The sequence below is a fragment of the Kitasatospora paranensis genome (genome assembly GCF_039544005.1).
In the GTDB taxonomy this organism is placed as follows: Bacteria; Actinomycetota; Actinomycetes; order Streptomycetales; family Streptomycetaceae; genus Kitasatospora; species Kitasatospora paranensis.
Genome location: NZ_BAABKV010000001.1, coordinates 3,938,006 through 3,964,230, shown reverse-complemented (window position 1 = coordinate 3,964,230; position 26,225 = coordinate 3,938,006). Strand labels below are relative to the sequence as shown.

Here is a 26,225-nt window from a genome sequence, read left to right as displayed (position 1 = left end):
CGTCAGCAGGGGCGGCGCCAGGGGTCGAGTTCCTTGTGCTTGGCCATGGAGCTGAGGCCGAGGGCCTTGGCCTTGTCGCAGAAGTCGGCGGGGGACACGTTGTACTCGACGTGCAGGACGGCCTTGCCGGCCTTGATGAACGGGGTGAGCGCGGCGCACTCGTCGAACTCCGCGCACTGCTCGTCGACGGAGAAGTCGAACTCGTCCACCAGCGCCGGGATCTGCCCGAGGTCGTTCTTCAGGCCGATGCCGAGCCCCCGCTGGTGGGCGAGGTCGGCGAGCATCCGGTTGAACCTCAACTGGTCGTCTGCGGTGAGCGGGAAGCCGGTCTTGTTGGCGTACCCCTCGACGAGGTCGGGTTCGACCGCGTCGAAGCCCTTGTCGCGGCACATGTCGAAGCGGGCTCCGATCAGCGGCCGCAGGGTGTCCAATTTCCTAATGTCGAACCAGCGTTCACCGTTCCAGCCGTCGCCGGAGCCGCGGACGGACTCCGGGAAGGCCGCGGCGTCGGGCCGGAAGCTCTCCCACGCACCGACGTTGACGTAGCAGATCACCTTGCGCCCCTTGGCGTGCAGCGCGGCTACCACCGATGCGTCGTTCTCGAAGCCGTCGATGTCGTAGACCGGCACGTCCACGGACTGGTCGACCTTGCCGTCGAGTTGCCACTGCCAGGTGACGCCGGCCCGGGGGTACCAGACGCTGCCGTCCCGTCTGCCGGGCCCGGTGGCTCCGGTCGACGAGCCCGGGTCCCCGGGCCGTGTCCCGCCCGCGGACGGGGAGCCTGACGGCCCGGTCGCCCCGCTCGCCGCCGAGCCGCTCGGGACGGGTGACCCGGTGCCGCCCGGCGAGCCGGAGCTGCCCGGTGCCGCGGAGGCAGCGTCCGACGGATCGTCGGCCGCGTCGTCCCCCGACCCGTCGCTGCCCGAACAGCCTGTCACCAGCAGCAGGCCGGCCGCAGCGAGGGCGGCGCAGGCCGCCCTCGCCCCGTGCCGCGACCGCCGGCCGGCCGGGCTGCGGCTCATCGGCCTGCCTCCGCCCCGAGCGGGGCCCGGTCGATCCCGAACGGCAGTGCGGACCAGGGGTTCTCGCCGCCGGCCGGCGAGGCGCAGCCGAGGCCTGCCCCGTGCGCCGCGGCCAGCTTGCCGACCTGGGCGGCGGCCGACTCAGGGACGTCGTACACGAGGTGACAGAACCTGGCCGCGGGGTGGCGCCTCGTCCACACGGGCGGTTCGAGCTCCTGGTAGTCCGTCCAGTCGCCCTCGAAGGTGACCAGGCAGTCCGCGAGGCCGACGTCCGCGTACTGCGGGTCGGGGTGGCTGCCGTGCCCGAGGACCACCACCCCGCAGCCCGCGGCCCGCGCCGCGGTGACCAGCCTGCGGTAGTGCGGCAGGGCGCCGGGGTCGGCGGACACCTGGTCGAAGTACACGCCGTCGACGCCGTACCACTCGCGGTGGTTGAGCAGGTCGGTGACGACCTCGGCGTGTCCCCGGGCGCCGTAGGCGGTGTCGGCGTAGCCGAGCACGGGGATGCCCGACCGGTGGAGCTTCTCCGCGGCGGCGGTGAAGGCGTGGTCGGGCGCCGGGCCGGGGCCGTCCGCGATGTTGAGGACGACGCCGGCCACCCGGTCCGGCCCGGCCGCGGCGACGGCCTGCCAGGCCTCCGGCTCGACGGCCGGGTGCACGTAGAGCGGTATCAGCAGCCGGATGTCCGCGCGGGGGCCGGTCACCGGGCGGTGACCCGTTCGCGGGAGGACACCGCCGGCGTGCCGTCGGCCACCGGCGCCCCTGCCGCCGGTGCGGCCACCGCGGCCCACAGGTCGGTGAGGGTGGTGCCGAACGGCACGGTGGGCCGCCAGCCCAGGGCGTCGGCCGCGGCGGTGATGTCGGCCTGCTGCCAGGAGACGCCGGCGGACCGCTCGGAGCCGGCCGCGGTCTCGTCGATCGCGCCGCGGAAGCCGGCCGCGGCCGCCAGGCCCTCGGCGACGTCCCGGACGGGCCTGGCCCGCCCGCCCGCGATGTTGAGCACGCGCGGGAGCGGGCCGGCGGCCGTGGCGGCCAGGGCCACGGCCCGGGCGACGTCGCGGACGTCGACGAAGTCCCGGTGCGCGGACAGGTCGCCGACCTGCACGGTGCCGTCCGGGCCGGCGCGGTGGAGTTCCCGGGCGAGCCGGCCGGGCAGCGACCCGGCCGGGGCGCCCGGGCCTATCGGGTTGAACACTCGCAGCACGACGGCCTCCAGGGGCTCCCGGCGACGGTCAGGCTGCCGGCGAGCTTGGTGGCGCCGTACGCCCCGACCGGCCGCAGCGCCGCCTGCTCGTCGAGCGAGGTGCCGCTCTCGCAGACGCCGTACTCGCCGGCCGAGCCGAGGTGGACCAGCCGGGCGCCCGGGGTGGCGGCGAGCATGGCGTCGCACAGCAGCGCCGGGCCGCGGGCGTTCACCTCGGCGAGGTGGAGCGCGCTGCCGGACACCGCGCCGGCGCAGTTGACCACCGCGTCCGGCGCGAGTGCGGCCAGGTCGGCCATCAGCGCGGGCAGTTGGGTGCTGCCGAGGTCGAGCGGGACGTCGTGCGCGGCGCGCCGTCCCGCGGTGCGGACGTCGGTGCCGGGCAGTGCCCGCAGCGCTGCCGCCACGTGGCTGCCCAGGTAGCCGTCCGCACCCAGCAGGAGGACCCTCATGCGGCCCGCCCGTCGGACGGGACGGCGGCCAGGTGGGCCTGGTCGCCGGACTCGTCGGCACCGGGCGCGCCGCTGCCGCGCGGTCCGGGCACGGCGGCGGTCGCCGCGGGCACGCCCTGGCCGTCGGCGGTGCCGAGCAGCATCGGGGCGAGCTCGGCGAACTCGGCGTTGGCGCGGTCGTAGTCGTCGGGGCGGCCGATGTCGAGCCAGTAGCCGTCGAACTCGTAGGCGGACGGCGGGGTCTGCGCGGCCAGCAGGTCGAGGACGAGCTCGTCGAAGCCGAGCGGCTGTCCCGGGGTGTAGGCGGCGAGGGCCTTGCGCGAGACCCCGTACACGCCCATGGAGACGCGGTAGCCGATGCTGGGCTTCTCCTCGAAGCCGGTGATGCTGCCCTCCTCGGAGGTCAGCACGCCGAAGTCGATCTTCACCTCGCGGCCGTAGGTGGCGATGGTGAGCGGCGCGCCGGAGTCCTGGTGGTGGCGCAGCACGGCCGCGAAGTCGAGGTCGGTGAGGATGTCGCCGTTCATCACCAGGAAGTGGTCGGGCAGCCGGTCCTGGATGTTGAGCAGCGGGCCCATGGTGCCGAGCGGGCTGTCCTCGGTCGCGTAGCCGACCCGCAGCCCCCACCGCGAGCCGTTGCCGACATAGGCACGGATGATGTGGCCGAGGTGGCCGATGGCGAGGGTGACGGACTCGAAGCCGGACGCGGCGAGCTGCCGCATCACGATCTCCAGGATGGCGTGCTGGTCGCCGATCGGCACCAGCGGCTTCGGCAGGGCGGTGGTGTACGGGCGGAGCCGGACGCCCTTGCCGCCGGCCAGGATCACTGCGTGCATGTTTCCCCCACGGGAGTCGGTACTGCGGGTGCGCTGCTGTTCGGTGGTGCTGCGGCACGGCGGGTGTGTGGTGGTGACCCGTGGTCGTGCCGGTGGGCGGCCGGGCCTCGGAAGGGCCGGCGGCCGCGGCGGTCAGACGTTGTAGAGGTCGGTCTTGTAGCGGGCCAGGTTGGCCGGGTCGCGGAAGAACGCGATGGTCTGCTCCAAGCCGTCCTCCAGGCTGTGGGCGGGCGCCCAGCCGGTGGCGGTGCGCAGCCGGGTGGCGTCCGCGACGAGGCGCATGACCTCGGAGTTGGCGGGCCGGATCCGCTGCTCGTCCTCGCGGACGACGAGGTCGGTGTCCATCAGCTTGCCGACCAGGGTGACCAGGTCGCCGACCGAGATCTCGCCGCCGGTACCGGCGTTGAAGGTGCGGCCGACCACGTCGGCGGCCGGGGCGGTGCCCACGGCGCGGAAGGCGGCGGCGGTGTCCTTGACGAACGTGAAGTCGCGGGTGGGCCGCAGGTCGCCGAGGGTGATCTCGGTCTGCCCGGCCGCGATCTGGGCGATCACGGTGGGGATGACGGCGCGCATGGACTGCCGCGGGCCGAAGGTGTTGAACGGCCGCAGCGTGACCACCGGGGTGTCGAAGCTGGCGTGGTAGCTGTCGGCGAGCCGGTCGCCGCCCGCCTTGGAGGCGGCGTACGGGGACTGGGTGTTGATCGGGTGGTCCTCGGTGATCGGCACGGTCTGCGCGGTGCCGTACGTCTCGCTGGTGGAGGTGTGCACCAGGCGCGGGACGTCCAGGTGGCGGACGGCCTCCAGCACGTTGAGGGTGCCGGTGACGTTGGTGTCGATGTAGGAGTGCGGGGCCCGGTACGAGTACGGGATCGCGATCAGCGCGGCCAGGTGGTAGACCGCCTCGGCGCCCTTGACCAGGCCGTTGACGGAGCCGGGGTCGCGGACGTCGCCGAGCACGATCTCGACGGAGTCGAGCACCTCGCGGTCGAGCGTCTCCAGCCAGCCGAACGACGAGAAGGAGTTGTACTGGACCATCGCGCGGACGGTGTTGCCGTCGGCGACCAGCGTCTCGACCAGGTGGGAGCCGATGAAGCCCTCGGCTCCGGTCACGGCGACAGTGGTCATGTGTCCTCTTTTCAGCGGTGTTTGGTGGTACGGCCGAGCACGGGCACGGCGATGAGGGTGAGCAGGAGGGCGGCGGCGCCGCAGCCGGCGAGCCGGTCGGTGGTCGGTGCGGCGCCGGCGAGCAGCGCGGTGACCTGGTAGCCGGCGCAGGCGGCGCAGGCCAGGGCGGTCGTCCAGCTCAGGCCGAAGGCGTTCAGCAGCAGGGCGAGCCAGAGTGCGGCGCCGAGCAGGACGAGGGCCGTGAGCGAGGCCGTGTCGAGGCCGGCGGCGCTGGGCCACAACAGGGTGGCGGCGGCGTCCAGCAGGGCGACGACGCTGAGGTAGCAGAGCAGGCAGCCCAGCAGGTAGCCGGTGGTGCGGCGGGTGAACTCGGCGGGGCCGTGGCTGGTGCGCAGGGCGCCGACGGCGAGTTCGCGGTACCGGAACAGCAGCCACTCGGCGAGGCCGAGGCTGAGGCTGAGCGCGACCATCTGGGGCCCGGCCGGGCTGTTCCCGACGGCCGGGGCGGTGTGGCCGAGGGCGTGGTGCAGGGTGTCGCCGAGCCCGGCGATCAAGGTCATGGTGCCGGCGGCGAGGCCGAACACGACCTGTGGGACCTCGTCGCGGTAGGGCAGGTAGACGTCGGTGGTCTCGCGCGGGGCGCGCAGGCAGCCGACGAGCTCCCGGCCGGCGAGGCCGAGGGCGAGGACGACGGTGAGCAGCAGGACGGCGGTCCGCACGATCCCGGGCACGGGGACGGCGAGTACGACGCCGGCCCCGACGGTGGACGGCGCGAGGGCGGCGAGCAGCACGGTCTCGCGCCCGAGGACGAGCAGCACGGTGGCCGAGGCGAGGTAGACGGACTGTCCGGCGGCGAACCAGAGGGCGGCGGGCGGGCCGCCGACCGCCCAGGCGCACCCGGTGGCGAGGGCGGCCCCGGCCGAGGCGCCCCAGGTGAGGCAGTGGCCGGCGGAGCGGCGCTGGCCGCGGCCGAGCCAGCCGTAGGCGCGGTGCGCGAGGCCCTGGTTCCAGCCCCAGCCCGCGAGGGTGGCCACGGCGAGCGCGGCGGCGCCGGCCGGCAGGCCGAACTGGAGCTTTCCGGGGGCGAAGAGGTGGGCGCCGAGCAGGTAGCCGAGGCCGGGCAGGGCGAAGACCAGGCCGCGCACCAGGCAGCGCCACGGGTCGGCCCGCCAGGGGTTGGAGAACTCGGCGCCGGTGCCGCGGTAGCGGCGGGGCACCCGGGCGAACAGTTCCTCGGCGAGGGTGAAGGCGTCCGGCCGGCCGTAGACGAGTGCGGCCTGCTGGTCCGTCATGCCGTCGGACTCCAGGAACGCGGCGATCTCGTAGGGGTGGACGGCGTAGGCGCAGAGGTCGGCGAGCCGCTCGGCGAGTTCGTCGATCGGGTCGGCGGACAGCGGGGTCGGCGTCCTCGCCTCGGCCGCGGGCCGCGGGCGCGGCCGGGGCAGGGTGCGCAGCTGGACGGTCTCGTCCCAGTCGACCTCGTCCGCCACCAGGTGCAGGGGCCCGCTCATGCCTCGGTGTTCCTTCCGTGCGTTCGGCACCCGTCCGCCGAGCACCCGTCCGCCAGGCGCCCGTCCGTGTCCGTCCCGTGCGTGTCCGTCCCGTGCGTGCCCGTCCGGTGCGTGCCTGTCCGGTGCGGCCGGCCCGTGCCGCGCCGGGTGTTCACCGGGCCGCCCGGGAGCCGACCGGCACGGGCCAGGAGGCCTGCGGCAGGGTGCGGGCCGGCGAGTAGAGCGCGGCCATCCGGTCGGGGGCGCGCCGGGTGCCGAGCAGTTCGGTGTAGATCTCGCGGAAGCCGTCGATGTTCTGACGGAGGGTGAACTGTTCGATGACCCGCAGGCGGGCCTGCTCGCCGAGCCGGGCGCGGCGTTCGGGGTCGCGCAGCAGTTCCAGGGCGGCCGCGGCCATCGGCCCGGGTTCGCGCGGGGGGACGACCAGGCCGGAGTCGCCGACGGCCTCGCGGACGCCGCCGACGTCGGTGGAGACGGTGGCGCGTCCGCAGGACATCGCCTCGATGAGGGTGAACGGGAAGCCCTCGCTGATGCTGGAGAGCATCACGACGTTGCCGGCGGCGTAGGCGTCGGTGATGTCGGCGACCCGGCCCTCGAAGACCACGGCGTCGCCGATGCCGAGCTGGTCGGCGAGGGCGATGCAGCCGTCCCGGTAGCCCTCGGCGCCGCGGGCGGTGCCGCCGAACAGGCGCAGCCGGGCCTCGGGTATCTCGGCCCGCACGATCGCGAACGCCCGGATCAGGGTCTCCAGGTCCTTGATCGGGTCGACCCGGCCGGCCCAGCTCAGGGTCGGTGTCCCCGGCTCGGGACCGGCCGGCGGGAAGGCCGCCGGGTCGACCCCGTTGTAGACGGTGCGGATGTGGGTGGACGGGGTGCCGCCGCGCTCCTCCCACCGCCGGTTGTAGCGGTTGCCGGGGGTGACCAGGGCGGCCCGCCGGTAGCTCTCCTCGGCGAGCATCCGGTAGAAGCCGAGCAGCAGCGCCTTGACCGGCCAGCGGTACGGGCCGGTGCGGTAGCCGAGGTAGCGCTCGCGCAGGTAGATGCCGTGTTCGGTGAGCAGGAACGGCACGTGGTGCTGCCAGGCGGCGAGCAGGCCGGGCAGGGTGGCGAGGCCGCCGCTGGCGGCGTGCGCGATGCCCTCCCGGGGCGGCCGGACGGCCAGCGGGCGCAGGGCGTGCTCCAGCAGGTCGGTGGCGTTCAGCGCGTCGTACATGGTGGGGCGGGAGGCGGCGGTCGGGTGCTCGTCGCGGGTCCAGACCCGGTGCAGGGTCCGCAGCGACTGCTCGCTGCGCAGGGTGGGGCCGAGCCGTCCGTCGCGGGCGAGGTCGGCGAGCTGGTTGAGCTCGGGGCTGAAGTGGCCGGCGTAGACGGGGGACAGTATCGAGTTGAGGAAGCGCTCGTAGGAGTCCTGGAAGCGCCGCATGGCGGCACCGCGGGGCGGCCGGCCGCCCTCGGGCGGGCCCCAGAGGGGGCGGTGGTGACCGAGCGGACGTTGGCGGGCAGGTCCCAGACCACGGGCTCCAGCCCGGTGCCGGTGACGGCGATGATGTCGAACTCGACGTCCGGCATGCCCTGGACCAGCTGGTCGCACCAGACGCTCACCCCACCGTGCTGATGCGGATACGTCCCCTCGGTGAGCAAGGTGACACGCATGGCTGATCCCCCTGGACTTCTGCCTGCCGTGATCGGGCGGGCGGTACCGGCGCAGGGCCGTTGCGGGCCCTGCGCCGGGTCGTGACGTGCTACTTGTGGCCGGGCCTGGTGGCCTTGCCGGTCTTGGCGGTCCTGCTGTTCTTCACCGCGGCCTTGCCCGGGACGGGCTTGCCGGTGCCGGGGACGAGGCTGGCGGCCTTCGTCCGGCTGGTGTCGCCCGGTCCGGCCGGGACGGCCTTGCGGACGCCGGCCGGCACCGGGAGGGCCTTGGCGGGCGTGGTGATGCCGAGCTTCGTGCCGGCCTTGATGACGGTCGCGACGACGGAGAGGCCGTTGGAGCCGGTGCCGGCGCCGTTCAGCTTCAGCGTGACGGCGCTCTGCAGGGCGCCGCGGGACGCCCAGCCGGAGAGCGACCCGGCGTAGGAGCTGCCGAACGCCGAGGTGCCGATGAGCTGCTGCTGCACGGTCCCGTTGGGCATGGTCGCCTGGATCTGGACGCCGGCCGGGGCGTTCACCGTGACGGAGTCGCCGACCTGGTAGGCCGTCACCTGACCGGAGGTCACCGCAGTGTTCCACGCGGCACGGCGCTGCAGTTCGCCGCCGATGTCGGAGTGCTTGAGGTTGACCAGCGGGGTGTTGTCGTTGTGCAGGTTGCGGTAGGTGCTGAGGATGCTCTCCAGCACCGGGTACGCGATGCGGCCCTCGGCGAAGTTCGACTGGTGCACGAAGTGCGGCCGCGGGTCGTTGGCGAGCACGTGGCCCATGTCGATCCGGGTCTCCAGCGGCACGATGTACGAGCTGTAGCCGGTCGACTCGTCCAACGGGGCGCTCAGGCAGGTGGAGTTGCCGGAGGTCTCGCAGACGCCGCTGCCGCCCTGGGCGGCGCTGGTGTAGATCCAGTTGTACTCGTCGGTCTCCTCCGCGGCCGTGCCGGCGTTGTAGAAGACGTTCATCGGGTAGCGGGGGATGGTCAGCGCGGAGCTGCCGACGGCCCGCTGGTTGTGCTCGCGGGAGGAGTCGCTGGCGATCCACTTCACGTTGTTGGAGGCCAGCGCCGGCGCGAGGTAGGGATTGTCGGTGGGCTGCTCGGGCAGCGTGACCAGGCCGGAGTGCTCACCGGTGATGAGCTCGGTCGGGTCGATCTGCAGGCCCTTCTGGGACGCCCAGGTGACGTTGTCGTGGATCGCGTTGGAGATCGTCGCCTGGCTGACCCACTGGGTCGTCCCGTTCGCGTTGGTGGTGCACTGCCACGGCACCACGGTCACGTTCTGGACGCAGCCCAGGAAGGGGTGGTCGTAGGTGTGGTTGATGAACCGGAACGAACCCTGGTCCGCGACGAACTGGTTGACCAGCGGGTCCGTGGTGGTCTCGTGGTCGGACTTCCAGTCCTCGCTGCCGCCGCCGTTGTACGCCCAGTCGACGGTGAAGCCGTGGTCGGTCTGCCACTGCTTGGCGTAGGCCTCGTCGGCGGTCGTCATGCGGATCGGGTTGGCCGTCTCCGGGGTGCCGGGCGGGCAGGTGACGTCGCCGGGGGTGCACTTGAGGGTGGAGTCCCAGCGGTCGTCGCTCATGAAGAGGTCGTCCGACTGCACCGCGAAGTAGTTGCGGTCGTAGCCGAGGTGGACGCCCTTGGTGACCCAGTCCACGATGCCGCGGGCCAGCAGCCTGTACTGCTGCTGGTACTGGTTGTAGACGAAGGTGATGACCATCTCGGAGCGGCCGTCGTGGTCGTACTGGCCGACCAGCGAGCCGCGGGCGGTGCTGCCCGGGATCGGCGCGTCGACCAGCGGGGTGAAGGTCGCCCCGGCGGCCTGCTGGGCGAGCGGGGTGGCCAGGTAGCCGTAGCTGGTGCTGACGGCCGGGTCCGGCTGCTCGAACGGGACGCTGCCCTTGAGGTAGCCGAACGGACCGGCGGTGCCCTGGGTGGTGACGGCGCCCTGGGTGCCGTCCAGGGAACCGATGTAGCCGGGGTTCTGAGCCCAGTTCAGGCCCACCGCCGGCTGGGCGTAGGTGTAGGCGTCGACCTGGCGGATCCCGAACGCGGCCTCGTAGGCGGCGAGCGCGGTCATCTCGGCCGAGCCCGCGGCGAACGGGTTGTCGTTGGGCATCACGACGCCCTCGAACTTGGCCCGCGGGGTGCCGTTCACGGTGTCGCTGAGGAACGCCGCAGTGATCGTGGGACGGCTCGGGTCCTGCAGGTTGACGACGGTGTACGGGGTGCCCTGGCTCGCCAGCTCCGCGATGATCGCGGCGGTGGCCGGGCCTCCGTCGTCGACGACGAGGACCTTGAGGTCGACTCGGGCCGGAGTGGCGGCGTGGGCTGTCAGTGACTGCAGGCTGGTGGCCAGCAGTCCGGCCGCCGCGAGCGCGGCGGCTCTACGGGTCCGTCGACCCATGGTGGTTCCTCCCCTGGACGGGGTCGGGCCGCTGCTCGGCGCCCCCGCCTCGTTGCTGTTCCTGGCAGCGTGCTGCCTCGCGGCCCGTCCCCGCGCTCGGCAGGGACGGGTGCGTCGTGGTGGAATGCCGCTCCGCCGAACGCGGCGGCCGGCCTACCCGCGACTCCCCCGGCGACATTCTGTCAGCCTCCGGTAACGGAAATGGCTCTCCGGCGGTGGTGGTGACGATCTCGTTATGAAGGCCGCATTGCCGGAGAGGAATCGGGGGCGTGGACGGGTGGGGCCGTCGGGCTTCCGCGGGTCAGCCTTGCACACCGCCATCCCGAAATACGCACATTCCGATGGGGGTCCAGGAAGTTCTCATGAAGCGCCCAGGAAGCTGCCAGAGAGGCTCGGGTGCTGTGCTCCTGACACTCCGTGGGCATAGGTTCCGTGCCTGCCAAGGCATGGTCGCCCGAGTGTGTCCGAGCGGCTGCGCAGCGCGTCGGCCGGGTCGGCCTGTCGCACGTTTCCGCAGGCCGATGGTGGTGCGACGGGCTGTCGGGGGTTGTGCGTGCGCGTGCCGCGCGAGTCGGCCCCGGGGGCGTGCGACCCACCCGGCGGGTTGCGCCGGGGCGGCCGGGCCCCGGGCGCGCGCGCCGGTGCCGCGTGGGCGACGCCGGGCCGCCGGCGGGCGCGAGGAGGCCGCCCGGGCAATGCCCGTCTCATATGCCGGACAAGCCGCGTCTCGACGGAAGAGATCCTTGAAATGCGACCGCAGCCATTCGGGATTCATTTCTTCGGGTTGCTTGCCGGGCTGGGAGAAAATAGGCGCAAAGTTAGCCGTTCGGTAACGGCGGCGTCATCGAAGGGTGGGCCCGGCGGAATTGCGGCGGAATTTCCGGTGCCGCGCCCGACCCTCCGGCGAGGCCTTCCGCGGCCCGTTCCGCCGGCCCGGCCGGGCAGCGGCGCCGACCGCGCCGGGGCCGCCCGCCGGAGGTCTGCGGGAGGTCCGGCCGGTGCGGTCGGTGAGGCGTCCGCGCACGTACCGACCGCGGGCCGGGGTCGTCCCCCGGTCGGTACCGCCGTCCGGACCGGTCGCTGGACGCTCGGTGCAGGCTTCCGTCGCCGTGCGCCCGCCGCACCCTTCCGCACCGAAATCCCGTGCCGGGCAAGGGGGGCGGTTGCGCCGATCCACTTCCCCGAACGAGGGCTACGGTTCGTCTCCGACAGCCGCCGAGCCGCCGTCGAGGAGGCGCCGGGCCACCCGCCGCAGGGGCCGGCCCGGGCGGGTGGCCGTGCCCGCGCACGCCTGCGGCGCCGCCCGGTCGGGACGCGCACCGCAGGCGTGGGCACGTCAGCCGGAGACCCGGAGGTAGTGGCCCCAGTAGCCCTTCAGATCGCCGTACCGGCCGGCCAGCCCGACGAACTCGTCCTCGCCCACGGCCCGGCCGTACACCCGGGCCGCGGCGCGCAGCATCTCCTTGTCGGTGGCCAGGAACGCCAGCGAGCGCTCGAAGTCGAAAGGCGTGCTGGCGGGCAGGTGGACGAGCTTCCGGTCCCCCTGCACCGCCAGGTCCGGCCCGGGTGCGGGCGGGTTGTCGCTCATGTGCGTCCTTCCGTCGACGGGATGCGCCCGACCTGGTCGGGCTGCGCGGCCCTCACCTCCCACGAACCCCGTTCGAGCGGCGGCCGCGTGCGGTCCGCACGGCCGGGTGCGGTCCGGGCGCAGGGGGCTCGCCGGGTGGCGGCTTCTCGACCCCGGGAGGCGAGATGACGGACCGACAGTAACCCTGCGGCGCAACGGTGGTGCGACCGGAGAGCCGGTGCCGGCAGGGGCGCTGCCCCGGGGTGGGCTGCGCCCCGGGTGTCCGCCGGAGCCTCCGGATCTTCGGGCGCCCACGGCCCGTCCGCCGCCTGCGACGACCCCGCTTCGGTGCGGTGCCCGAGCGCCGCACCCGCCGACGGGCGCCGGCCGGGCCGCCGCCGTACGGTGGACGGGGGGCCAGTGCAATGCCCGCGACAAGGCCCGAAGGCCTCGGGAGGCCGCAATGCCCGGTTCCGTCACGATCAGCCACACCGATGCCCTGGTGATGCTCGCCCACGACGACGCGCGGCGACTCTCCGTGATGCTCGGCGAGATGTCCCGCATGCTCGGCGAGTCCGGTGCCGACCGGCTCACCGACATGCAGGTCAGCGCGCTCTGCGAGGGCCAGGCCCACCAGCGCGAGGAGCTCACCGACTGGTGCCGGAAGCTCTCCGGCTACCTGGCGGACCACCTCTGACCGTCGCCCGGGGCCGTCCCGGGCGGTGACATCGGCCGGGTCGGCGGCACTGCCCGCCGACCCGGACTTCGTCCTGCCCGCCCGGAGCACGACGGCCCTGCCTACGACAGCCCTGAGCACGACGGCCCTGCCTACGACAGCCCTGAGCACGACAGCCGTCCCCGGCCGGGCGCGCCGCGCGGTAGGTTCGCAGGCATGGAGGAGCTGTCCTGGGTCACCGTGCCGACGCCGCTGCCGACCGGGCCGATGCGCTTCGCGGTCACCCCGGTGGGGGTGGCGGCGGCCAGTTACGCCGGGGAGTCGGTGGCAGGGTTGCACGCCGGGGCCCCGGAATGCACCGAGGCCCGGGTCGTGGACCTGGTGGAGAACCGGATACGCGGGTACTTCGAGGGCCGGCGCCGGGAGTTGGAGCTCCCGATCGACTGGCGTCTCACCACCGGGCCGCACCGGACGGTGCTCGGCCGGCTGTGGTCGGACGTCGGCTGGGGGAAGACCATCACCTACGGCGAACTCGCCGCGCTCAGCGGAGTCTTCGAGGAGGTCTCCGAGCCCGGGGCGGCAGCCAGGACGGTCGGCCAGATGATGGGTGCCAACCCGCTGGCGCTGCTGGTGCCCTGCCACCGGGTGGTGGCCGCGGCCGGGATCGGCGGCTTCGGCGGCGGACCCCGGGGATGGAGACCAAGCGCTGGCTGCTCACTCTGGAGGGCGTGCTGCCGCCCACCCTGGACTGGGACGGGCCGACCGGCTGAGCGGGCGGCCGGGCCGCCCGCGGTGCCGGACGGCCCGGACCCGCGTCGGCCCGGCCCCGGTCAGACGGCCGCCGCGGCGGTCTGCCGCTCCCAGCCGCGGGCGAGCTGCCGCGGCAGCACCGGCTGCACGCCCGAGACCAGGGTGTACTCGGTGTCGAGCAGGTCGAGCGGGGCGGCGGTGACGGGATGCTCGCCGAGCGCCAGCTGCACCGCCGCCCAGGGCAGGTTCAGCCCGCACAGCCGGAGCTGGTGCAGGCCGCCGGAGGGCCGGGTGTTGACGTCGAGGACCACCGGGCGGCCGTGGTGGTGCCGGTACTGCACGTTCGAGAGGTAGCCGACCCCGAAGGTCTCGATCAGGTGCCGGGTGGGCTCCAGGTAGCGCGGGTCGGTGGTGAAGGTGCGGCGGCGGCGGTCCTTGGTGCGGCCTACGCCGGTGAGCAGCCGGCCGTCGGGTGCGGCGAGGCAGTCCACCGAGACCTCGGGGCCCTCCAGCAGCGGCATCACCAGCAGGTCGGCGGGTTCCGGGGCCGACTCCAGCGCGGCCAGTACCTGGTCGAGTTGCACCCGGGCGTCGGGGAAGCCGGTGAGCCTGCGCAGGCTGAACGGCTCGCGGGTCAGCACCCGGAAGCCCTCGCCGCCCGCGCCGGTGGCCGGCTTCAGGCAGGCCGTCGAGCCGTCCGCCTCGATCTCCTCGACGGCGGCGAGCAGGTCGTCCGCGGTGCGCACGTGCCGCCAGAGCGGGACGGGCAGTCCGGCGGTGGCCATCGCGGCGTACCCGTCGGCCTTGCTCTCGAAGACCGCGATCGCAGGGGCCGGCGGGCACACCAGGGCGGTGCCGACCGCCTCGAAGTCGCGGCGGCGCAGGGATATGGCGAGCTGGCCCAGCCGGGGCAGGAAGACGTCTATGCTGTTGCGCGCGCAGAATTCCAGCGCGAATTCCACGTAGGCCTCGGGGAGAGCCGATCGGGTTCGAGCGAGCCGAAGTCGGCGGCGGCCAGCACCGGGGAGTCCGGATCCACATGGGTGGCATGGATCTCCACCGGCCGCGGCGCAGCGCGCAGCAGGTCGATGAAGAAGACGTTCTCGGCGTAGGTACGGTTCAGCCAGACGCGAACGGGGGCGCTCACGGGGATCTCCCTGGGAAAGGGCGCAACGGTGGGAGGGCGCGGTCGGGGCGGCCTGTCTGCCGGCGTCTCGCCACGCTCTTGAGGTCGCACCTTAGCGCCCTGGCCGGGCCGGATGAACGGGGGTGGGGGTTGCCGGGAGGTCGGGCCAACAGGCCTGGATCCGCAGGGTAGTTGGTGTTCGATGACGGCCCGGTGACAGCGACGGCCGACATGTTGCAGTCAGGTGAAATCCGCGGCACCCGCCCGGTCCGGTCCGGGGCGGCGCCCGCCGTGCCCGGTCGTGTCCATGACGCATCCGGCACGGCTCTTTCCTGCGCCCGCCGCGGACCGGCCGTCGATCGAATGTGGCGCTTTCGGTCGACGCGGTGAAAACGCATCGAGCATGCGATCCATTCGTACGATTTGTTTGGCTCAATGGACCACTCGTACGAGTGATTGCGCGCGGAGCCGAATGGGCGTCAGCATGATTTTGCAGGGTGGCACTTCCGGTGCGCAGCCGATTCATGCGGAGGGTTCTTCGATGTCGACCGAGACCAGCGTCGGTATTCCCGCCCGGGGGACGCTCCGCAGGCACGTGAGCAGTCCAGCCTGAGCACCGCCGGCGCGCGGAATCTGTCCAGCACCACCAAGTCCGCCCCGCAGATGCAGGAGATCTCGTCCCGCTGGCTGCTCCGGATGCTGCCGTGGGTCCAGGTCTCCGGCGGCACGTACCGGGTCAACCGGCGGCTGAGCCACGCGGTCGGCGGCGGTCGGATCGCCTTCGTGCGGACGGGCGCCCGGGTGGAGGTCCTCGCGCCGACCCTGGGCGAGCTGCCCGCACTGCGCGGCATCGAGGACGAGGCCCTGCTGGCCGGGCTCGCCGGGAGCTGCGTCCAGCGCGAGTTCCGGGCCGGCGAGGTGCTCGCCACCGAGGGCACCCCGGTCGACGAGGTGCTGCTGATCGCCCACGGCCGGGTCGAGCGGACGGGCACCGGCCGGTACGGCGCCCCGACGGTGCTCGGCTTCCTCGCCGAGGGGGAGCACCTCGGCGCGGAGGCCCTGGCGGGGCCCGGCACGGCCTGGGGGAGCAGCGCCCAGGCCGTCACGACGGGCACTCTGCTGGCCCTGCCGGTGCAGGCCTTCGAGCAGCTCGCCGCGGGCTCGGCGGCGCTCCGGGCCCAGCGGGCCGCCCTCGGCGACCGGGCCCGCCGGGCGCAGAACACGTACGGCGAGGCCGCGATCGAGCTGTCCGCCGGCCACGTCGGCGAGCACCCACTGCCCGTGACCTTCGTCGACTACGAACTCGCCCCGCGCGAGTACGAGTTGAGCATCGCGCAGACCGTCCTGCGGGTGCACACCCGGGTCGCCGATCTCTACAACAAGCCGATGGACCAGACCGAGCACCAGCTGCGTCTGACCATCGAGGCCCTGCGCGAGCGGCAGGAGCACGAGCTGGTCAACCATCCGGAGTTCGGCCTGTTGCACAACGCCGACCACGGGCAGCGGATCCAGGCCCACTCCGGCCCTCCCACCCCCGACGACATGGACGACCTGTTGAGCCGGCGCCGCGGCACCCGGTTCTTCCTCGCCCACCCCAAGGCGATCGCCGCCTTCGGCCGCGAGTGCAACCGCCGCCGCATCCACCCGGGCACCGTGGAGGTGCACGGCAGCCGGGTGCCGGCCTGGCGGGGCGTGCCGATCCTCAGCTGCAACAAGATCCCGATCAGCGAGGCCGGCAGCAGTTCGGTCCTGGCGCTGCGCGTCGGCGAGGAGGACCAGGGCGTGATCGGCCTGCGCCCGACGGGCATCCCGGACGAGTACGAACCGGGCCTCTCGGTCCGCTTCGCCGGCATCGACGAGACGGCCGTCATCTCGTACCTGGTCACGGCCTACCACTCGGCGGTCGTCCTCGTGCCGGACGCCGTCGGCGTGCTGGAGAACGTCGACGTGGCCCGCCGCGACTGACCGTCCGACGCATTCACCGCGCCGGGGCGGCGGTCGCACACCGCCGGCCCGGCGCCACCACACCGAGGGGGACGACCACATGGGGATCTTCGCGCCCGAGCGCGACCACACCGACGGGCACGAGGCGGCCGACGTCCTCGCCCGCGCCCGCGCCACCGTCGACCCGGCCCTGCACGCCGCGGTCGACACCCTGCCCGACTCGATGCGGCGCGTCGCCGGCTACCACCTCGGCTGGTGGGAGACGGACGGCACGCCCTGCATCGCCGGCTCCGGCAAGGCGATTCGCCCCGCCTTGGTGCTCGCCGCCACCCAGGCGGCCGGCGGCACCCCGGCGACCGCCGTCCGGGCCGCGGCCGCGGTTGAGCTGGTGCACAACTTCACCCTGCTCCACGACGACGTCATCGACCGCGACCGCACCCGTCGGCACCGGCCGACGGCCTGGCGGGTGTTCGGCACCACCGAGGCGATCCTCGCCGGCGACGCCATGCACTCGCTCGCCCTGCGCGTCCTCGCCGAGGACGGCCACCCGGCCGCCCCCGCAGCCGTCCGCCGCCTCGCCGACTGCGTCGTCGAGCTCTGCGCCGGGCAGCAGGCCGACTGCGCCTTCGAGCAGCGCAGCGACGTCACGCTCGCGGAGTGCCTGGCGATGGCCGAGGGCAAGACCGGCGCGCTGCTCGGCTGCGCGTGCGCGCTGGGCGCCCTGTATGCGGGCGCCGGCGAGGCCACCGCCGACGTCCTGGACGCCTTCGGGCGCGAGATCGGTCTGGCCTTCCAGCTGATCGACGACCTCATCGGGATCTGGGGGATCCGACGGTCACCGGCAAGCCGGTCGGCGCCGATCTCGCCGCCCGCAAGAAGTCACTGCCCGTGGTCTACGCGCTGAGCTCCGGGACTCCGGCCGCGGCGGAGCTCGCCGCCCTCTACCGGCTGGACCGCCCGTTGAACGCGGCCGAGCTTCAACAGGCCGCCGCAGCGGTGGAGCGGGCCGGTGGCCGGGCCTGGGCGCAGGGCGAGTCCTGCGAGCGGATGGCGGCGGCGATCGCGCACCTCGCGGATGCCGTCCCCGACCCGGCCGCCGCCGACGACCTGCTCGCCCTCGCGGAGCTGGTCACCCGACGCTCGCACTGAGCCACTGGCACAGAGCCACTCGCGCTGAGCCGCCCGGCCACCCGGTTGCTCGGCCACCCGGCCGGTCGACCGAGCGGCCGAGCGCCTTCCCGGCCACCCGGCCACCGGCCGGGCGGCCACCGGGTCAGCCGGCCCGGCCGTCCAGCAGCATCCGCTCCTCTCCGCCGAGATCCCCAACGGGGTGCCGCCCTGGGTGTAGGGCACCTCGCGGGGGCCGCGTTCCACGATCCAGGCCCAGGTGTCCCGTACGGTCTCGGCGAGCGGCCGGTCGCGCAGACCGGCCGCCCGGGCGCGGGAGCTGTCGGACTGCCAGATTCCGGCCCAGTCCGGCTCGTCGGGCGACCAGAGCGGCAGTTCCGTCCACGGCTGCACCTCCGCGGCGAGCAGGGCCTCGTCGTCCACCCGGACGAGCTCGGCGTCCGACCCGGTCGCCTCGACGCATGCCTGCAACAGCCCCGCCATGGTGGTCTGGCCCACCGGTCCGGTGGTCACGTATCGGCCGGTCAGCCCGTCCTCCAGCAGCCCGATGCCGAAGGCGGCGAAGTCCCGGGCGTCGATCAACTGCATGGGCCGCCCCGGATCGCCGGGCAGGATCACCCGTCCGCCGCGGGCGATCCGCTCCAGCCACCAGGGCAGCCGCCCGACGTTCTCGTACGGGCCGATCAGCAGGCCGCAGTTCAGCAGCGAGGACCGCTCGCCGAAGTGCTCCAGCACGGCGCGCTCGCACCCGGCCTTCAGGGCGTTCGCCGGCGGCTGGTCGGCGGGGGTGTCGGCCGGGCAGTCGTGGGTGGGGGAGTCCTCGTCGACGGCCTCGGCCGGCCAGTCGGCGAAGGCGTGGATCGAGGAGACGAACGAGTAGTGGCCGGCCCGGTCGCGGAGCAGCCGGGCGGTCTGCGCCACCGCGTACGGCTGCTGGCCCGAGGTGTCCACCACGGCGTCCCAGTGCTGTCCCTCGACCAGCCGGGCGAGGTCGTCGGGTGAGTTCCGGTCGCCGTGCACGGCGACCGCGCCGGGCTGGTCGGGGCCGGACACGCCGCGGTTGAAGGTGGTGACCCGGTGGCCGCGGGCGAGTGCATCGGTGACGTAGGCCCGTCCGAGGAAGGACGAGCCGCCGAGGATGAGGATGTCCATGCCCGCCACCCTGCCCCTCCGGCGACGCCACCGGACCCGGCGTTCGCCCCGGGCGGACGGCCGTTCGCCCACGGCGGACCGCCCGGCCCCCGGCCCCGCCGCCCGGCCTCGATGCCCCCGACCATCCGGCGGCGGTCCCCCGGCCGGGCTGGCGGACGTCCGTTCGAAGAAAATCCGGCCCAGCTGTAACGTGCCGTCCCTCCCGTCGCGTCAGAGAGATGCAGGCAGGCGGAACACACGGGGTGACGGGGGCGACGGATGGCCAGGGGAGGCGCGGCACGCGGTGCCCGGGACGACGAGTTCCTGGACTTCGCCGCGACGCGCAGCGGCCATCTGTACCGTTCCGCCTGCCTGCTGACCGGTGGTGACACCCATCTCGCCGAGGATCTCGTCCAGGAGACCCTCGGCCGGATGTACGCCGTCTGGCGCACCGGCGGCGGATGGCGTCCCGGCACTCGCCGGATCGACAACCCCGCCGCGTACGCCCAGGGCGTGCTCTACCGCACCTTCCTCAGCCATGTGCGGCGGCGCAGCAGCACCGAGCGGCCCACGGGCGAGATCCCCGACCTGGCCGGCCCGGACGGCGACTCGACCCTTCGGCTCACCCTGCTCGAAGCGCTCGCCCGGATGTCCCCGCGGGACCGCGCCGTGCTCGTCCTCCGCTACTGGGAGGATGTCAGCGTCGAGGAGACCGCCGAACTGCTCCGCTCCAGCCCGGGGGCGGTACGCACCCAGAGCTCGCGCGCACTGGCCCGGCTGCGCATCCTGCTCGGGGACGCGCTGGGCGACCTCGCACTGCGATGAACCCGCCCGGGGACGTCCCGTCCGCCGCACGACCACCGGCCGGCCGGGCCGCCCACTGCCGCCGCTGCCGGCCGGACCGGGTCCGCCGGCCCGAACGCGGCACCCAGATGCCCCCCGCCCGCCCGTACCACCCGATCCGACCGCAGAGACGGTGAACAGCCATGTCCCAACCGCCCGAGCTCCGTACCGAGGAGGAGCTCGTCCAGCTCTTCCGGGAGACCGGCGACGCCTTCCGTCCCGACCGGCAGTTGATGGTGCTGGGCGCCGTCGCCCACGGCCGGCGGCTGCGGCGGCGCCGGACGGGCGCCGCTGTCGGCGGTGCGCTGGCCCTGGCCCTGGTGGCGTTCGGCGGTGCGGTCGCCGGTGACTTCACGGTCTCCGGCCGGGCTCCCGCGCAGCCTGCGCTCACCGTCTCCTCCGACTCGTCGCCGTCCCCGCGCTCGACCGCCCCGGGCCTGACGGACGAGGAGATGGTCGCTGCGCTGACCGCCCGGCTGCCGGGCTTCAAGGTCGTCGGCTCGCGCGGCATCGGCACCGTCTCCGCCGTGGACGGCGGCGATGCCCGGCCTCTGGCCGAACTCACCCTGAACGACGGGGCCGAGCGGTTCGTCGTGACGGTCGCTCTGCAGCGGATGCCGGTGATGTCCTTGAAGGACCTGCTCCTGGCGGCGATGCCGTGCGACAGCCCGCAGGACGGCGCGGCCGTGAAGTGCAGTACCTCGCCGGTCGGTGACCATGCCCTGCTGCAGGTGCGGCAGCCGATCCCGACGGCCCACAGCGTCGGGTGGAGCTGTCTGCTGCTCAGCGAGGACGGGAAGCGGGTGTCGGTCACGGAGTGGCCCGCTGCCGGGGCACCGCCGGTCTCCGTGGCGAAGCCGACGCTGAGCCTGGGCCGCCTCCGGGAGATCGCCCTCGACCCGGTCTGGGACAGGGCCATGACGGGAATCCCGGTGGTCGGTCGACCGGTGGGGTGAGGGGCGGCTGCGGTGCGAGCGCGGTCAGGGGGCGGGGGCGCCCGTGGCAGCCGGGGAGCCGGACGGGGGCGGCGTGCTCGATGCGGGTGGGTTGCCGGTCGGCCCGCCCTCTGCGGTGGGCGGCCCGCTGCGCTGCGGTGAACCGCCCGGTGCCGGCGTCGTCGGATCGGCCGGGGCCGTCGGCGTACCGGGTGTGCCCGACGGGCCGCCGGTGCCGCCCCCGGTGCCGCCGGTGTCGGAGGGGGCGGGCTCTGCCGGTCGCCGCCCGGAGGTTCCGTCGGGGTCGGACCGTCGCGGTGCACCGGGCCGCCCTCCAGGGTGACCACGGCCTCGGAGGGTGGCAGGGCGATGTGCGCCGTCCAGTGCCCGGCGGGTGCGGCGGTCTCGTCCACCGTGACGGTCACCGTGATCCGCCGGCCGGGTGCGAGCGACCCCTCGTCCCGGCTGAGCCGCAGCCAGGGCGCGTCGAGTACGGCGTGCCACTGGATCGTCGTCCCGCCGGAGTTGGTCAGTGTGATCACCGTGCGGCTGCCGTACTCGCCGGCCTCGACCGTGAGCTGTCCGGGGCCGGCCGGTGCGGGCGGGTCCAGCACCGAGTCGTCGAAGCGTCCGGCACCGTGGGACGGCACGGGGACGGCGGCACCCTGAACGGTCGGCAGCAACGTTTCTGCAGTCGCCGCCCCGGCCAGCTGCAGCGCAGCCGCGCCCGGCGTCCCCGGATAGGCCTCCGTGCCGTCCGGTCCGGATCCCCGGGCCCCGGCCGGATCGGATGCCGGGGCGTCCACCCGCACCGAGGAGACCGCCGCCGCGCCGTGCGCGCCGTCCCCGCCGCGGTGGGCCGCCCACAGGGCGACGACCGGTGCGCTCAGCACCGCGGCCAGCACCCCCGTGGTCACCACCCGCTGCCGCATCGCCGACCGCCCGGCGGACACCGCCCGGTGCCGCGGAAAACCGCGCTGATCGAACCGGATCGTCTCGTCCCCGGCCCACGAGGCGGCCCAGGAACCCGCGCCGCCGGCCTTGGCGGACGCGGCCGGGACGCCCGCTGCCCGGGCCGACCGGAACGGACCCGCGCCCCGCCCCGCTCGTACCACGTCTCCGGCCCGGGCCGCCGCCCGCCGCCCGGCCGCCGCGCCGGCCAGGAACGCGGCCCCCGCCGCGCCGCCCGGCGCCCGGCCCACCTTCGCCCCGGCCCGGACGGCGGCCGGTGCCGGCAGCAGCGGCAGCCCCGGCAGACCGGAGAGCCCGGGCTCCAGTTCGCCCGCGACCCGCTCGGCCGTACCCCGGCAGGTCGGGCACCGGACCACGTGCTGGACCAGCTCGCGGCGGAGCGCCGGCCCGAGCACCCAACCCCGCCAGCTCTCCGCTCCCACCCCGCCCAGCCGGGCGAGCTCGGGGCAGCTGCCGACGCCCAGGACGAGCAGCGCCGTCCTCGTCCGGCCGACCTCCGCCCCGGCGGCCGCCAGCAGGTCCTCGGTGGCCGGCACCGTCAGGCCCAGCACCGCCGCGACCTCCGGCGGCCCGAGCCGGTGACGGACCGCCAGCTCCAGCGCCTCCCGCTGGTCCGGATCGGTTCCCGCCGCCTCCGGCCAGGCCAGCCGGGCCAGCTCCTCCCGGCGCCGGGCGACGACCCCCGGTCGGGTCTCCGCCGTGGCCCCGCCCGTGCCGGCCTCCAGTCGGCGCAGACAGCAGTGCCGGGCCAGCGCGTACAGCCAGGCCCGCCGCAGCTCGGGGTCGGCCAGCCGGTCGCCGTGCCGGAGCGCCAGGTCGCGCACCTCGCCGACGGCCGCGAGGGCCGCGTCGTGCTCGCACAGGACGGAGAGGCAGTAGGTGAACAGCCCGTCCACGTGCCGGCCGTAGGCCTGCCACAGCGGGGAGGCGGCGGTCACCGGGGTCTCAAGCATGCTCGTCACCCTCCCGACGGTAGGCAGCGCACCCGTCCGGCCCCCGGGATTCCGGGCTCTTGTACTTCTTTCGGGTAACAGGACCACCCGATCCGGGGCGCCCGCGCCTCACCGGGAGGCACCCTGGCGCGGTCGTGCGGGAGCCCGTGCGGGAGCCGGTCGGCGGGTCGTGCGGGGGGCGTGCGGGGGCGCCGTCCCCCGACCGGACGGCTCCGGTCGTCCGGTCGGGTCCGCACTGTCGGACCCACCGGCTACGGTTGGCCGCATGGCAGCCCGCACCAAGACCACCGCCAAGCCGCGCCCGGCATACCGTTGCACGGAGTGCGGCAACCAGCTCCCCAAGTGGGTGGGCCGGTGCCCCGAGTGCAATGCCTGGGGCACCGTCGAGGAGTACGGCGCCGTGCCGATCCGGACGACCGCGGCCGGGCCGGTGAGCGCCCCCGCCCGGCCGATCGGCCAGGTCGACGGGCAGGTGGCCACCGCGCGGTCCACCGGCGTGCCCGAGCTCGACCGGGTGCTCGGCGGCGGCCTGGTGCCGGGCGCCGTGGTGCTGCTCGCCGGCGAGCCCGGTGTGGGCAAGTCCACCCTGCTGCTCGACGTGGCCGCCAAGGCCGCCAGCGACCGCCACCGCACGCTGTACGTGACGGGCGAGGAGTCCGCCGGGCAGGTCCGGCTGCGGGCCGACCGGATCAACGCGCTCTCGGACCACCTCTACCTCGCGGCCGAGTCCGACCTCGGCGCGGTGCTCGGCCACATCGACGCGGTCAACCCCGGCCTGCTGATCCTGGACTCCGTCCAGACCATCGCCTCCGCCGAGCTCGACGGCGCGCCGGGCGGTCCCGCCCAGGTCCGCGAGGTGGCGGGCGCGCTGATCCGGGCCTCCAAGGACCGCGGCATGGCCACCCTGCTGGTCGGCCACGTCACCAAGGACGGCCAGATCGCCGGGCCCCGGCTGCTGGAGCACCTGGTCGACGTGGTGCTCAGCTTCGAGGGCGACCGGCATGCCCGGCTGCGGATCATCCGCGGTGTCAAGAACCGCTACGGCGCGACGGACGAGGTCGGCTGCTTCGAGCTGCACGACGAGGGCATCGCCGGGCTGGCCGACCCGTCCGGGCTGTTCCTGACCAGGCGTGACAAGCCCGTGCCGGGCACCTGCCTGACCGTGACCCTGGAGGGCCGCCGCCCGCTGGTCGCCGAGGTCCAGGCGCTGATGGTCGATTCGCAGATCCCGTCGCCCCGTCGGACGACCTCCGGCCTGGAGTCGCCCCGGATCGCGATGATCCTCGCGGTCGTCGAGCGCCACGGCGGGGTGAAGCTGGGCAAGCAGGACATCTACACCGCGACGGTCGGCGGGGTGAAGCTCACCGAGCCCTCCGCCGATCTCGCCATCGCCCTCGCGGTCGCCAGCTCCTCCTCCGACACCCCGCTGCCCAGCAACCTCGTGGCGATCGGTGAGGTCGGTCTCGCCGGTGAGGTCCGGCGGGTGACGGGCGTGCAGCGCCGGCTCGCCGAGGCGCACCGGCTGGGCTTCACCCATGCGCTCGTCCCGCCGGACCCGGGCAAGGTGCCGGCGGGCATGAAGGTGGTCGAGGTGTCCGACATCGGCGAGGCGCTGCGGGCCATTCCGGGCCGCCGCCGATCCCCCGCCAAGCCCCGGGCGGAGCGCGGCGCACCGCCTGCCGAGCCGGTCCGCGGCGGCCCGTCCGACCCGGCCCGGGCGGCCCTGGAACGCTTCGTCCCGGCGCATCCGGAGGAGCTCATGGACGGCTGGGAGCCGGTGGGCGCCGACGAACTCGGGTGACTCCGGCACCGTTATTGCCGCACGCAGTTAGACTTTGGCCTGTCTAATGGGCAATTGCTATTGGGTGCAGTAACAAGCGAGAGACCGTCGGGCGCCGCGCCACGCGGTCCGGCTCGACCGGAGGAGTCACGTGGCAGCCAGCGACCGGGCGGACAGGTCCCCCGCGAGGAGGCCCTGCTGCGGGCTTCTCTCACTGCGATCGCGCCGGGCACGGCACTGCGGGACGGCCTCGAGCGGGTGCTGCGGGCGAACACCGGCGGCCTGATCGTGCTCGGCTTCGACAAGAGCGTCGACTCGCTCTGCACCGGCGGTTTCGTGCTGGACGTGGAGTTCACCGCGACCAGGCTGCGCGAGCTCTGCAAGCTCGACGGTGCGGTCATCCTGGACAAGGACATCACCAAGATCGTCCGGGCTGGTGTGCACCTGATGCCGGACGCCACCATCCCGACCGACGAGACCGGCACCCGGCACCGCACCGCCGAGCGGGTGAACCGGCAGACGGGCTTCCCCGTGGTGGCCGTCTCGCACTCGATGCGGCTGATCGCTATGTACGTCAACGGCAGCCGGCGCGTCCTGGAGGACTCCACCACCGTCCTCTCCCGGGCGAACCAGGCCCTCGCCACCCTGGAGCGCTACAAGCTCCGTCTGGACGAGGTCGCCGGCACGCTCTCCGCGCTGGAGATCGAGGACCTGGTGACCGTCCGTGACGTGGCCGCGGTCGTCCAGCGGCTGGAGATGGTCCGGCTGATTGCCGCCGAGATCGCCGGGTACGTGCTGGAACTCGGCACCGACGGACGTCTGCTCTCGCTCCAGCTCGACGAGCTCATCGCCGGCGTCGAGCCCGAGCGGGAACTCGTCGCCCGCGACTACTTCCCGGAGCGCGCGGCCAAGAAGGGTCGCACCGTGACCGAGGTGCTCGCCGACCTGGAGGCCCTCACCCACGCCGAACTGCTGGACCTGCAGACGGTGGTCAAGGCCCTGGGCTACTCCGGCTCCCTGGAGGCGCTGGACTCCGCGGTCTCGCCCCGCGGGTACCGCCTGCTCGCGAAGGTCCCCCGGCTCCCCAACACCGTCATCGAGCGCCTGGTCGAGCACTTCGGCGGTCTGCAGAAGCTCCTCGCCGCCAGCATCGACGACCTCCAGACGGTCGAGGGCGTCGGCGAGACCCGCGCCCGCTCCGTCCGGGAGGGCCTGTCCCGGCTCGCGGAGTCCTCGATCCTCGAACGCTACGTCTGAGCCCCGGCCCGTTCGTCCGGCCGGGAGCGCTCGGTGGACACCGGCCGCCGGCCCGCCGGCACCCCCGCAGGGGCGTCGGTCGGGCTCAGCCCTCCAGCCGCATGGAGGTCCGGGCGGAGACCTGTCCGCCGGACGGCAGGGCGAGGTCCGCCTGGACGAGGTAGCTGCCCGGCTGGGCGGCGGTGCCGTCGGTGGAGGCGCACGCGGGCTTGCTTCGGCTGCGGTCCCAGCCGAAGGTCTCGGTGAGGCCGGAGCCGGCGGCCAGCTGCACCCAGGTGGCCTGGCGGCCGGACGGGCAGTCGCCGGAGGACCAGACCCGCTCACCGCTGGTGGAGGTGACGGTGAGGGTCGAGACGGTACGGCCCAGGTCCACCCGGCAGTTGGAGCCGGAGGTGTTGCGGACGGTCAGCGCGAGCCGCGGCTTGTCCTTCGCGGTGTACGCGTTGAGGGCACTGGCGAGTTCGAGGGAGACCTGCGAGGCGCTGCACGCGGGCAGGGCCATCACCTCGGAGGTGTTGACCGGGGGCTGGGCGGTGGAGCTGCCCGTGCCGCCGCCCGCACCGGACGAGGAACCCCCGGGTCCGAGCCGCCCGAGGTCGAGCCGCCGGTGGTGCCGCCGCTGCCGCCCGAACCGCCGTTGGCGCCACCGCCGGTGAGGCTGACGTCACCCCCGGTGGAACCGGAGACGCCGCCGGAACCGCTGCCGCTGCCGCCGGTGCCGCCGGGCCGGCTGGTGATCGCCGAACCGCTGGGGCTTGCTCCCGGCGTGATCGACTGCGCGGGGGCGGGGAGTGCGCCCTTCTGCGGTTTCTTCCCGCCGTCGGAGCCCAGGGCCAGCCACGCGACCAGCGCGATGACGACCGCCGTGGCGGCGAGCACGACGACACGCCGTCGCCAGTAGATCGAGGCAGGCAACGGTCCCACGGGTTGACGCAGAGAGGGCACGCGCAAACTCTACGAGACTGTG

14 protein-coding genes and 8 pseudogenes are annotated in these 26,225 nt (G+C 74.3%); 8 read left to right on the top strand and 14 right to left on the bottom strand.

Features of this window, described 5'->3' with window-relative positions; translation table 11 throughout:
- Window positions 1-2: 2 nt before the first annotated feature.
- The 9 genes and pseudogenes from ABEB13_RS19020 to ABEB13_RS18980 form a co-directional block, all read right to left on the bottom strand.
- Window positions 3-1,022, bottom strand: a complete 1,020-nt coding sequence (locus ABEB13_RS19020; protein WP_345706447.1) for an endo alpha-1,4 polygalactosaminidase — start codon at window positions 1,020-1,022, stop codon at window positions 3-5.
- Entirely contained in the window at window positions 1,019-1,726 is a 708-nt protein-coding gene (locus ABEB13_RS19015; protein WP_345706446.1) for a spherulation-specific family 4 protein, read from the bottom strand. The genes ABEB13_RS19020 and ABEB13_RS19015 overlap by 4 nt, the downstream gene beginning before the upstream one ends.
- Window positions 1,723-2,675: pseudogene (locus ABEB13_RS19010) on the bottom strand (NAD-dependent epimerase/dehydratase family protein). Before ABEB13_RS19010 ends, ABEB13_RS19015 begins: the two are co-directional and overlap by 4 nt.
- Window positions 2,676-2,809: 134 nt before the next feature.
- A pseudogene (locus ABEB13_RS19005) lies at window positions 2,810-3,511 on the bottom strand (nucleotidyltransferase family protein); the annotation flags it as partial.
- Window positions 3,512-3,643: 132 nt separating this feature from the next.
- Window positions 3,644-4,636, bottom strand: a complete 993-nt coding sequence (locus ABEB13_RS19000) for an SDR family NAD(P)-dependent oxidoreductase (RefSeq protein WP_100889597.1) — start codon at window positions 4,634-4,636, stop codon at window positions 3,644-3,646.
- An 11-nt stretch (window positions 4,637-4,647) separates the two neighbouring features.
- A complete protein-coding gene (locus ABEB13_RS18995; protein ID WP_345706445.1) occupies window positions 4,648-6,147 on the bottom strand; it encodes a hypothetical protein in 1,500 nt (499 codons plus the stop codon).
- Window positions 6,148-6,298: 151 nt separating this feature from the next.
- A pseudogene (pelF, locus tag ABEB13_RS18990) lies at window positions 6,299-7,800 on the bottom strand (GT4 family glycosyltransferase PelF).
- Between the two features lie 89 nt (window positions 7,801-7,889).
- The gene (locus ABEB13_RS18985; RefSeq protein ID WP_345706444.1) at window positions 7,890-10,196 is read right to left on the bottom strand and encodes a hypothetical protein; all 2,307 of its coding nucleotides are present in this window, start codon (window positions 10,194-10,196) and stop codon (window positions 7,890-7,892) included.
- Between the two features lie 1,336 nt (window positions 10,197-11,532).
- Window positions 11,533-11,784 carry a hypothetical protein gene (locus tag ABEB13_RS18980; RefSeq protein ID WP_345706443.1) on the bottom strand — a complete coding sequence of 84 codons (252 nt, stop codon included), beginning with the start codon at window positions 11,782-11,784 and terminating at the stop codon, window positions 11,533-11,535.
- A gap of 442 nt (window positions 11,785-12,226) precedes the next feature.
- Here ABEB13_RS18980 and ABEB13_RS18975 point away from each other — a divergent pair, with 442 nt between their 5' ends.
- On the top strand, window positions 12,227-12,460 hold the full coding sequence (locus ABEB13_RS18975) for a hypothetical protein (RefSeq protein WP_100889601.1): 234 nt from the start codon (window positions 12,227-12,229) through the stop codon (window positions 12,458-12,460).
- Between the two features lie 195 nt (window positions 12,461-12,655).
- Window positions 12,656-13,066, top strand: a pseudogene (locus ABEB13_RS18970) (methylated-DNA--[protein]-cysteine S-methyltransferase); the annotation flags it as partial.
- A 242-nt stretch (window positions 13,067-13,308) separates the two neighbouring features.
- Here ABEB13_RS18970 and ABEB13_RS18965 read toward each other — a convergent pair.
- Window positions 13,309-14,336, bottom strand: a pseudogene (locus ABEB13_RS18965) (ATP-grasp domain-containing protein); the annotation flags it as partial.
- 642 nt (window positions 14,337-14,978) lie between these two features.
- Here ABEB13_RS18965 and ABEB13_RS18960 point away from each other — a divergent pair.
- Together ABEB13_RS18960 and ABEB13_RS18955 are read left to right on the top strand one after the other, a co-directional pair.
- Window positions 14,979-16,280: a family 2B encapsulin nanocompartment shell protein gene (locus tag ABEB13_RS18960; RefSeq protein ID WP_345706442.1), complete on the top strand. Its 1,302-nt coding sequence runs from the start codon at window positions 14,979-14,981 to the stop codon at window positions 16,278-16,280.
- A gap of 79 nt (window positions 16,281-16,359) precedes the next feature.
- Window positions 16,360-17,408 (top strand): annotated as a pseudogene (locus ABEB13_RS18955) (family 2 encapsulin nanocompartment cargo protein polyprenyl transferase).
- 525 nt (window positions 17,409-17,933) lie between these two features.
- On the opposite strand, the pseudogene ABEB13_RS18950 reads toward ABEB13_RS18955, so the two are convergent.
- Window positions 17,934-18,539, bottom strand: a pseudogene (locus tag ABEB13_RS18950) (NAD-dependent epimerase/dehydratase family protein); the annotation flags it as partial.
- Window positions 18,540-18,797: 258 nt separating this feature from the next.
- On the opposite strand from ABEB13_RS18950, the gene ABEB13_RS18945 reads away from it, so the two are divergent.
- Together ABEB13_RS18945 and ABEB13_RS18940 are read left to right on the top strand one after the other, a co-directional pair.
- Complete coding sequence (locus ABEB13_RS18945; protein ID WP_345706441.1) at window positions 18,798-19,343, top strand: SigE family RNA polymerase sigma factor; 546 nt, start codon at window positions 18,798-18,800, stop codon at window positions 19,341-19,343.
- A gap of 161 nt (window positions 19,344-19,504) precedes the next feature.
- Complete coding sequence (locus ABEB13_RS18940) at window positions 19,505-20,317, top strand: hypothetical protein (RefSeq protein ID WP_345706440.1); 813 nt, start codon at window positions 19,505-19,507, stop codon at window positions 20,315-20,317.
- 425 nt (window positions 20,318-20,742) lie between these two features.
- Here ABEB13_RS18940 and ABEB13_RS40605 read toward each other — a convergent pair.
- Window positions 20,743-21,228 (bottom strand): annotated as a pseudogene (locus ABEB13_RS40605) (hypothetical protein); the annotation flags it as partial.
- 1,258 nt (window positions 21,229-22,486) lie between these two features.
- Between ABEB13_RS40605 and radA the strand changes: the two are divergent.
- Both radA and disA read left to right on the top strand, forming a co-directional pair.
- Complete coding sequence (radA, locus tag ABEB13_RS18930) at window positions 22,487-24,022, top strand: DNA repair protein RadA (protein WP_345706438.1); 1,536 nt, start codon at window positions 22,487-22,489, stop codon at window positions 24,020-24,022.
- Between the two features lie 60 nt (window positions 24,023-24,082).
- Complete coding sequence (gene disA / locus ABEB13_RS18925) at window positions 24,083-25,258, top strand: DNA integrity scanning diadenylate cyclase DisA (protein ID WP_425559893.1); 1,176 nt, start codon at window positions 24,083-24,085, stop codon at window positions 25,256-25,258.
- A gap of 85 nt (window positions 25,259-25,343) precedes the next feature.
- On the opposite strand, the gene ABEB13_RS18920 is transcribed toward disA, so the two are convergent.
- Both ABEB13_RS18920 and ABEB13_RS18915 read right to left on the bottom strand, forming a co-directional pair.
- Complete coding sequence (locus tag ABEB13_RS18920; RefSeq protein WP_345706437.1) at window positions 25,344-25,760, bottom strand: hypothetical protein; 417 nt, start codon at window positions 25,758-25,760, stop codon at window positions 25,344-25,346.
- Window positions 25,760-26,182, bottom strand: a complete 423-nt coding sequence (locus ABEB13_RS18915; protein WP_345706436.1) for a hypothetical protein — start codon at window positions 26,180-26,182, stop codon at window positions 25,760-25,762. Before ABEB13_RS18915 ends, ABEB13_RS18920 begins: the two co-directional genes overlap by 1 nt.
- Window positions 26,183-26,225 lie beyond the last annotated feature (43 nt).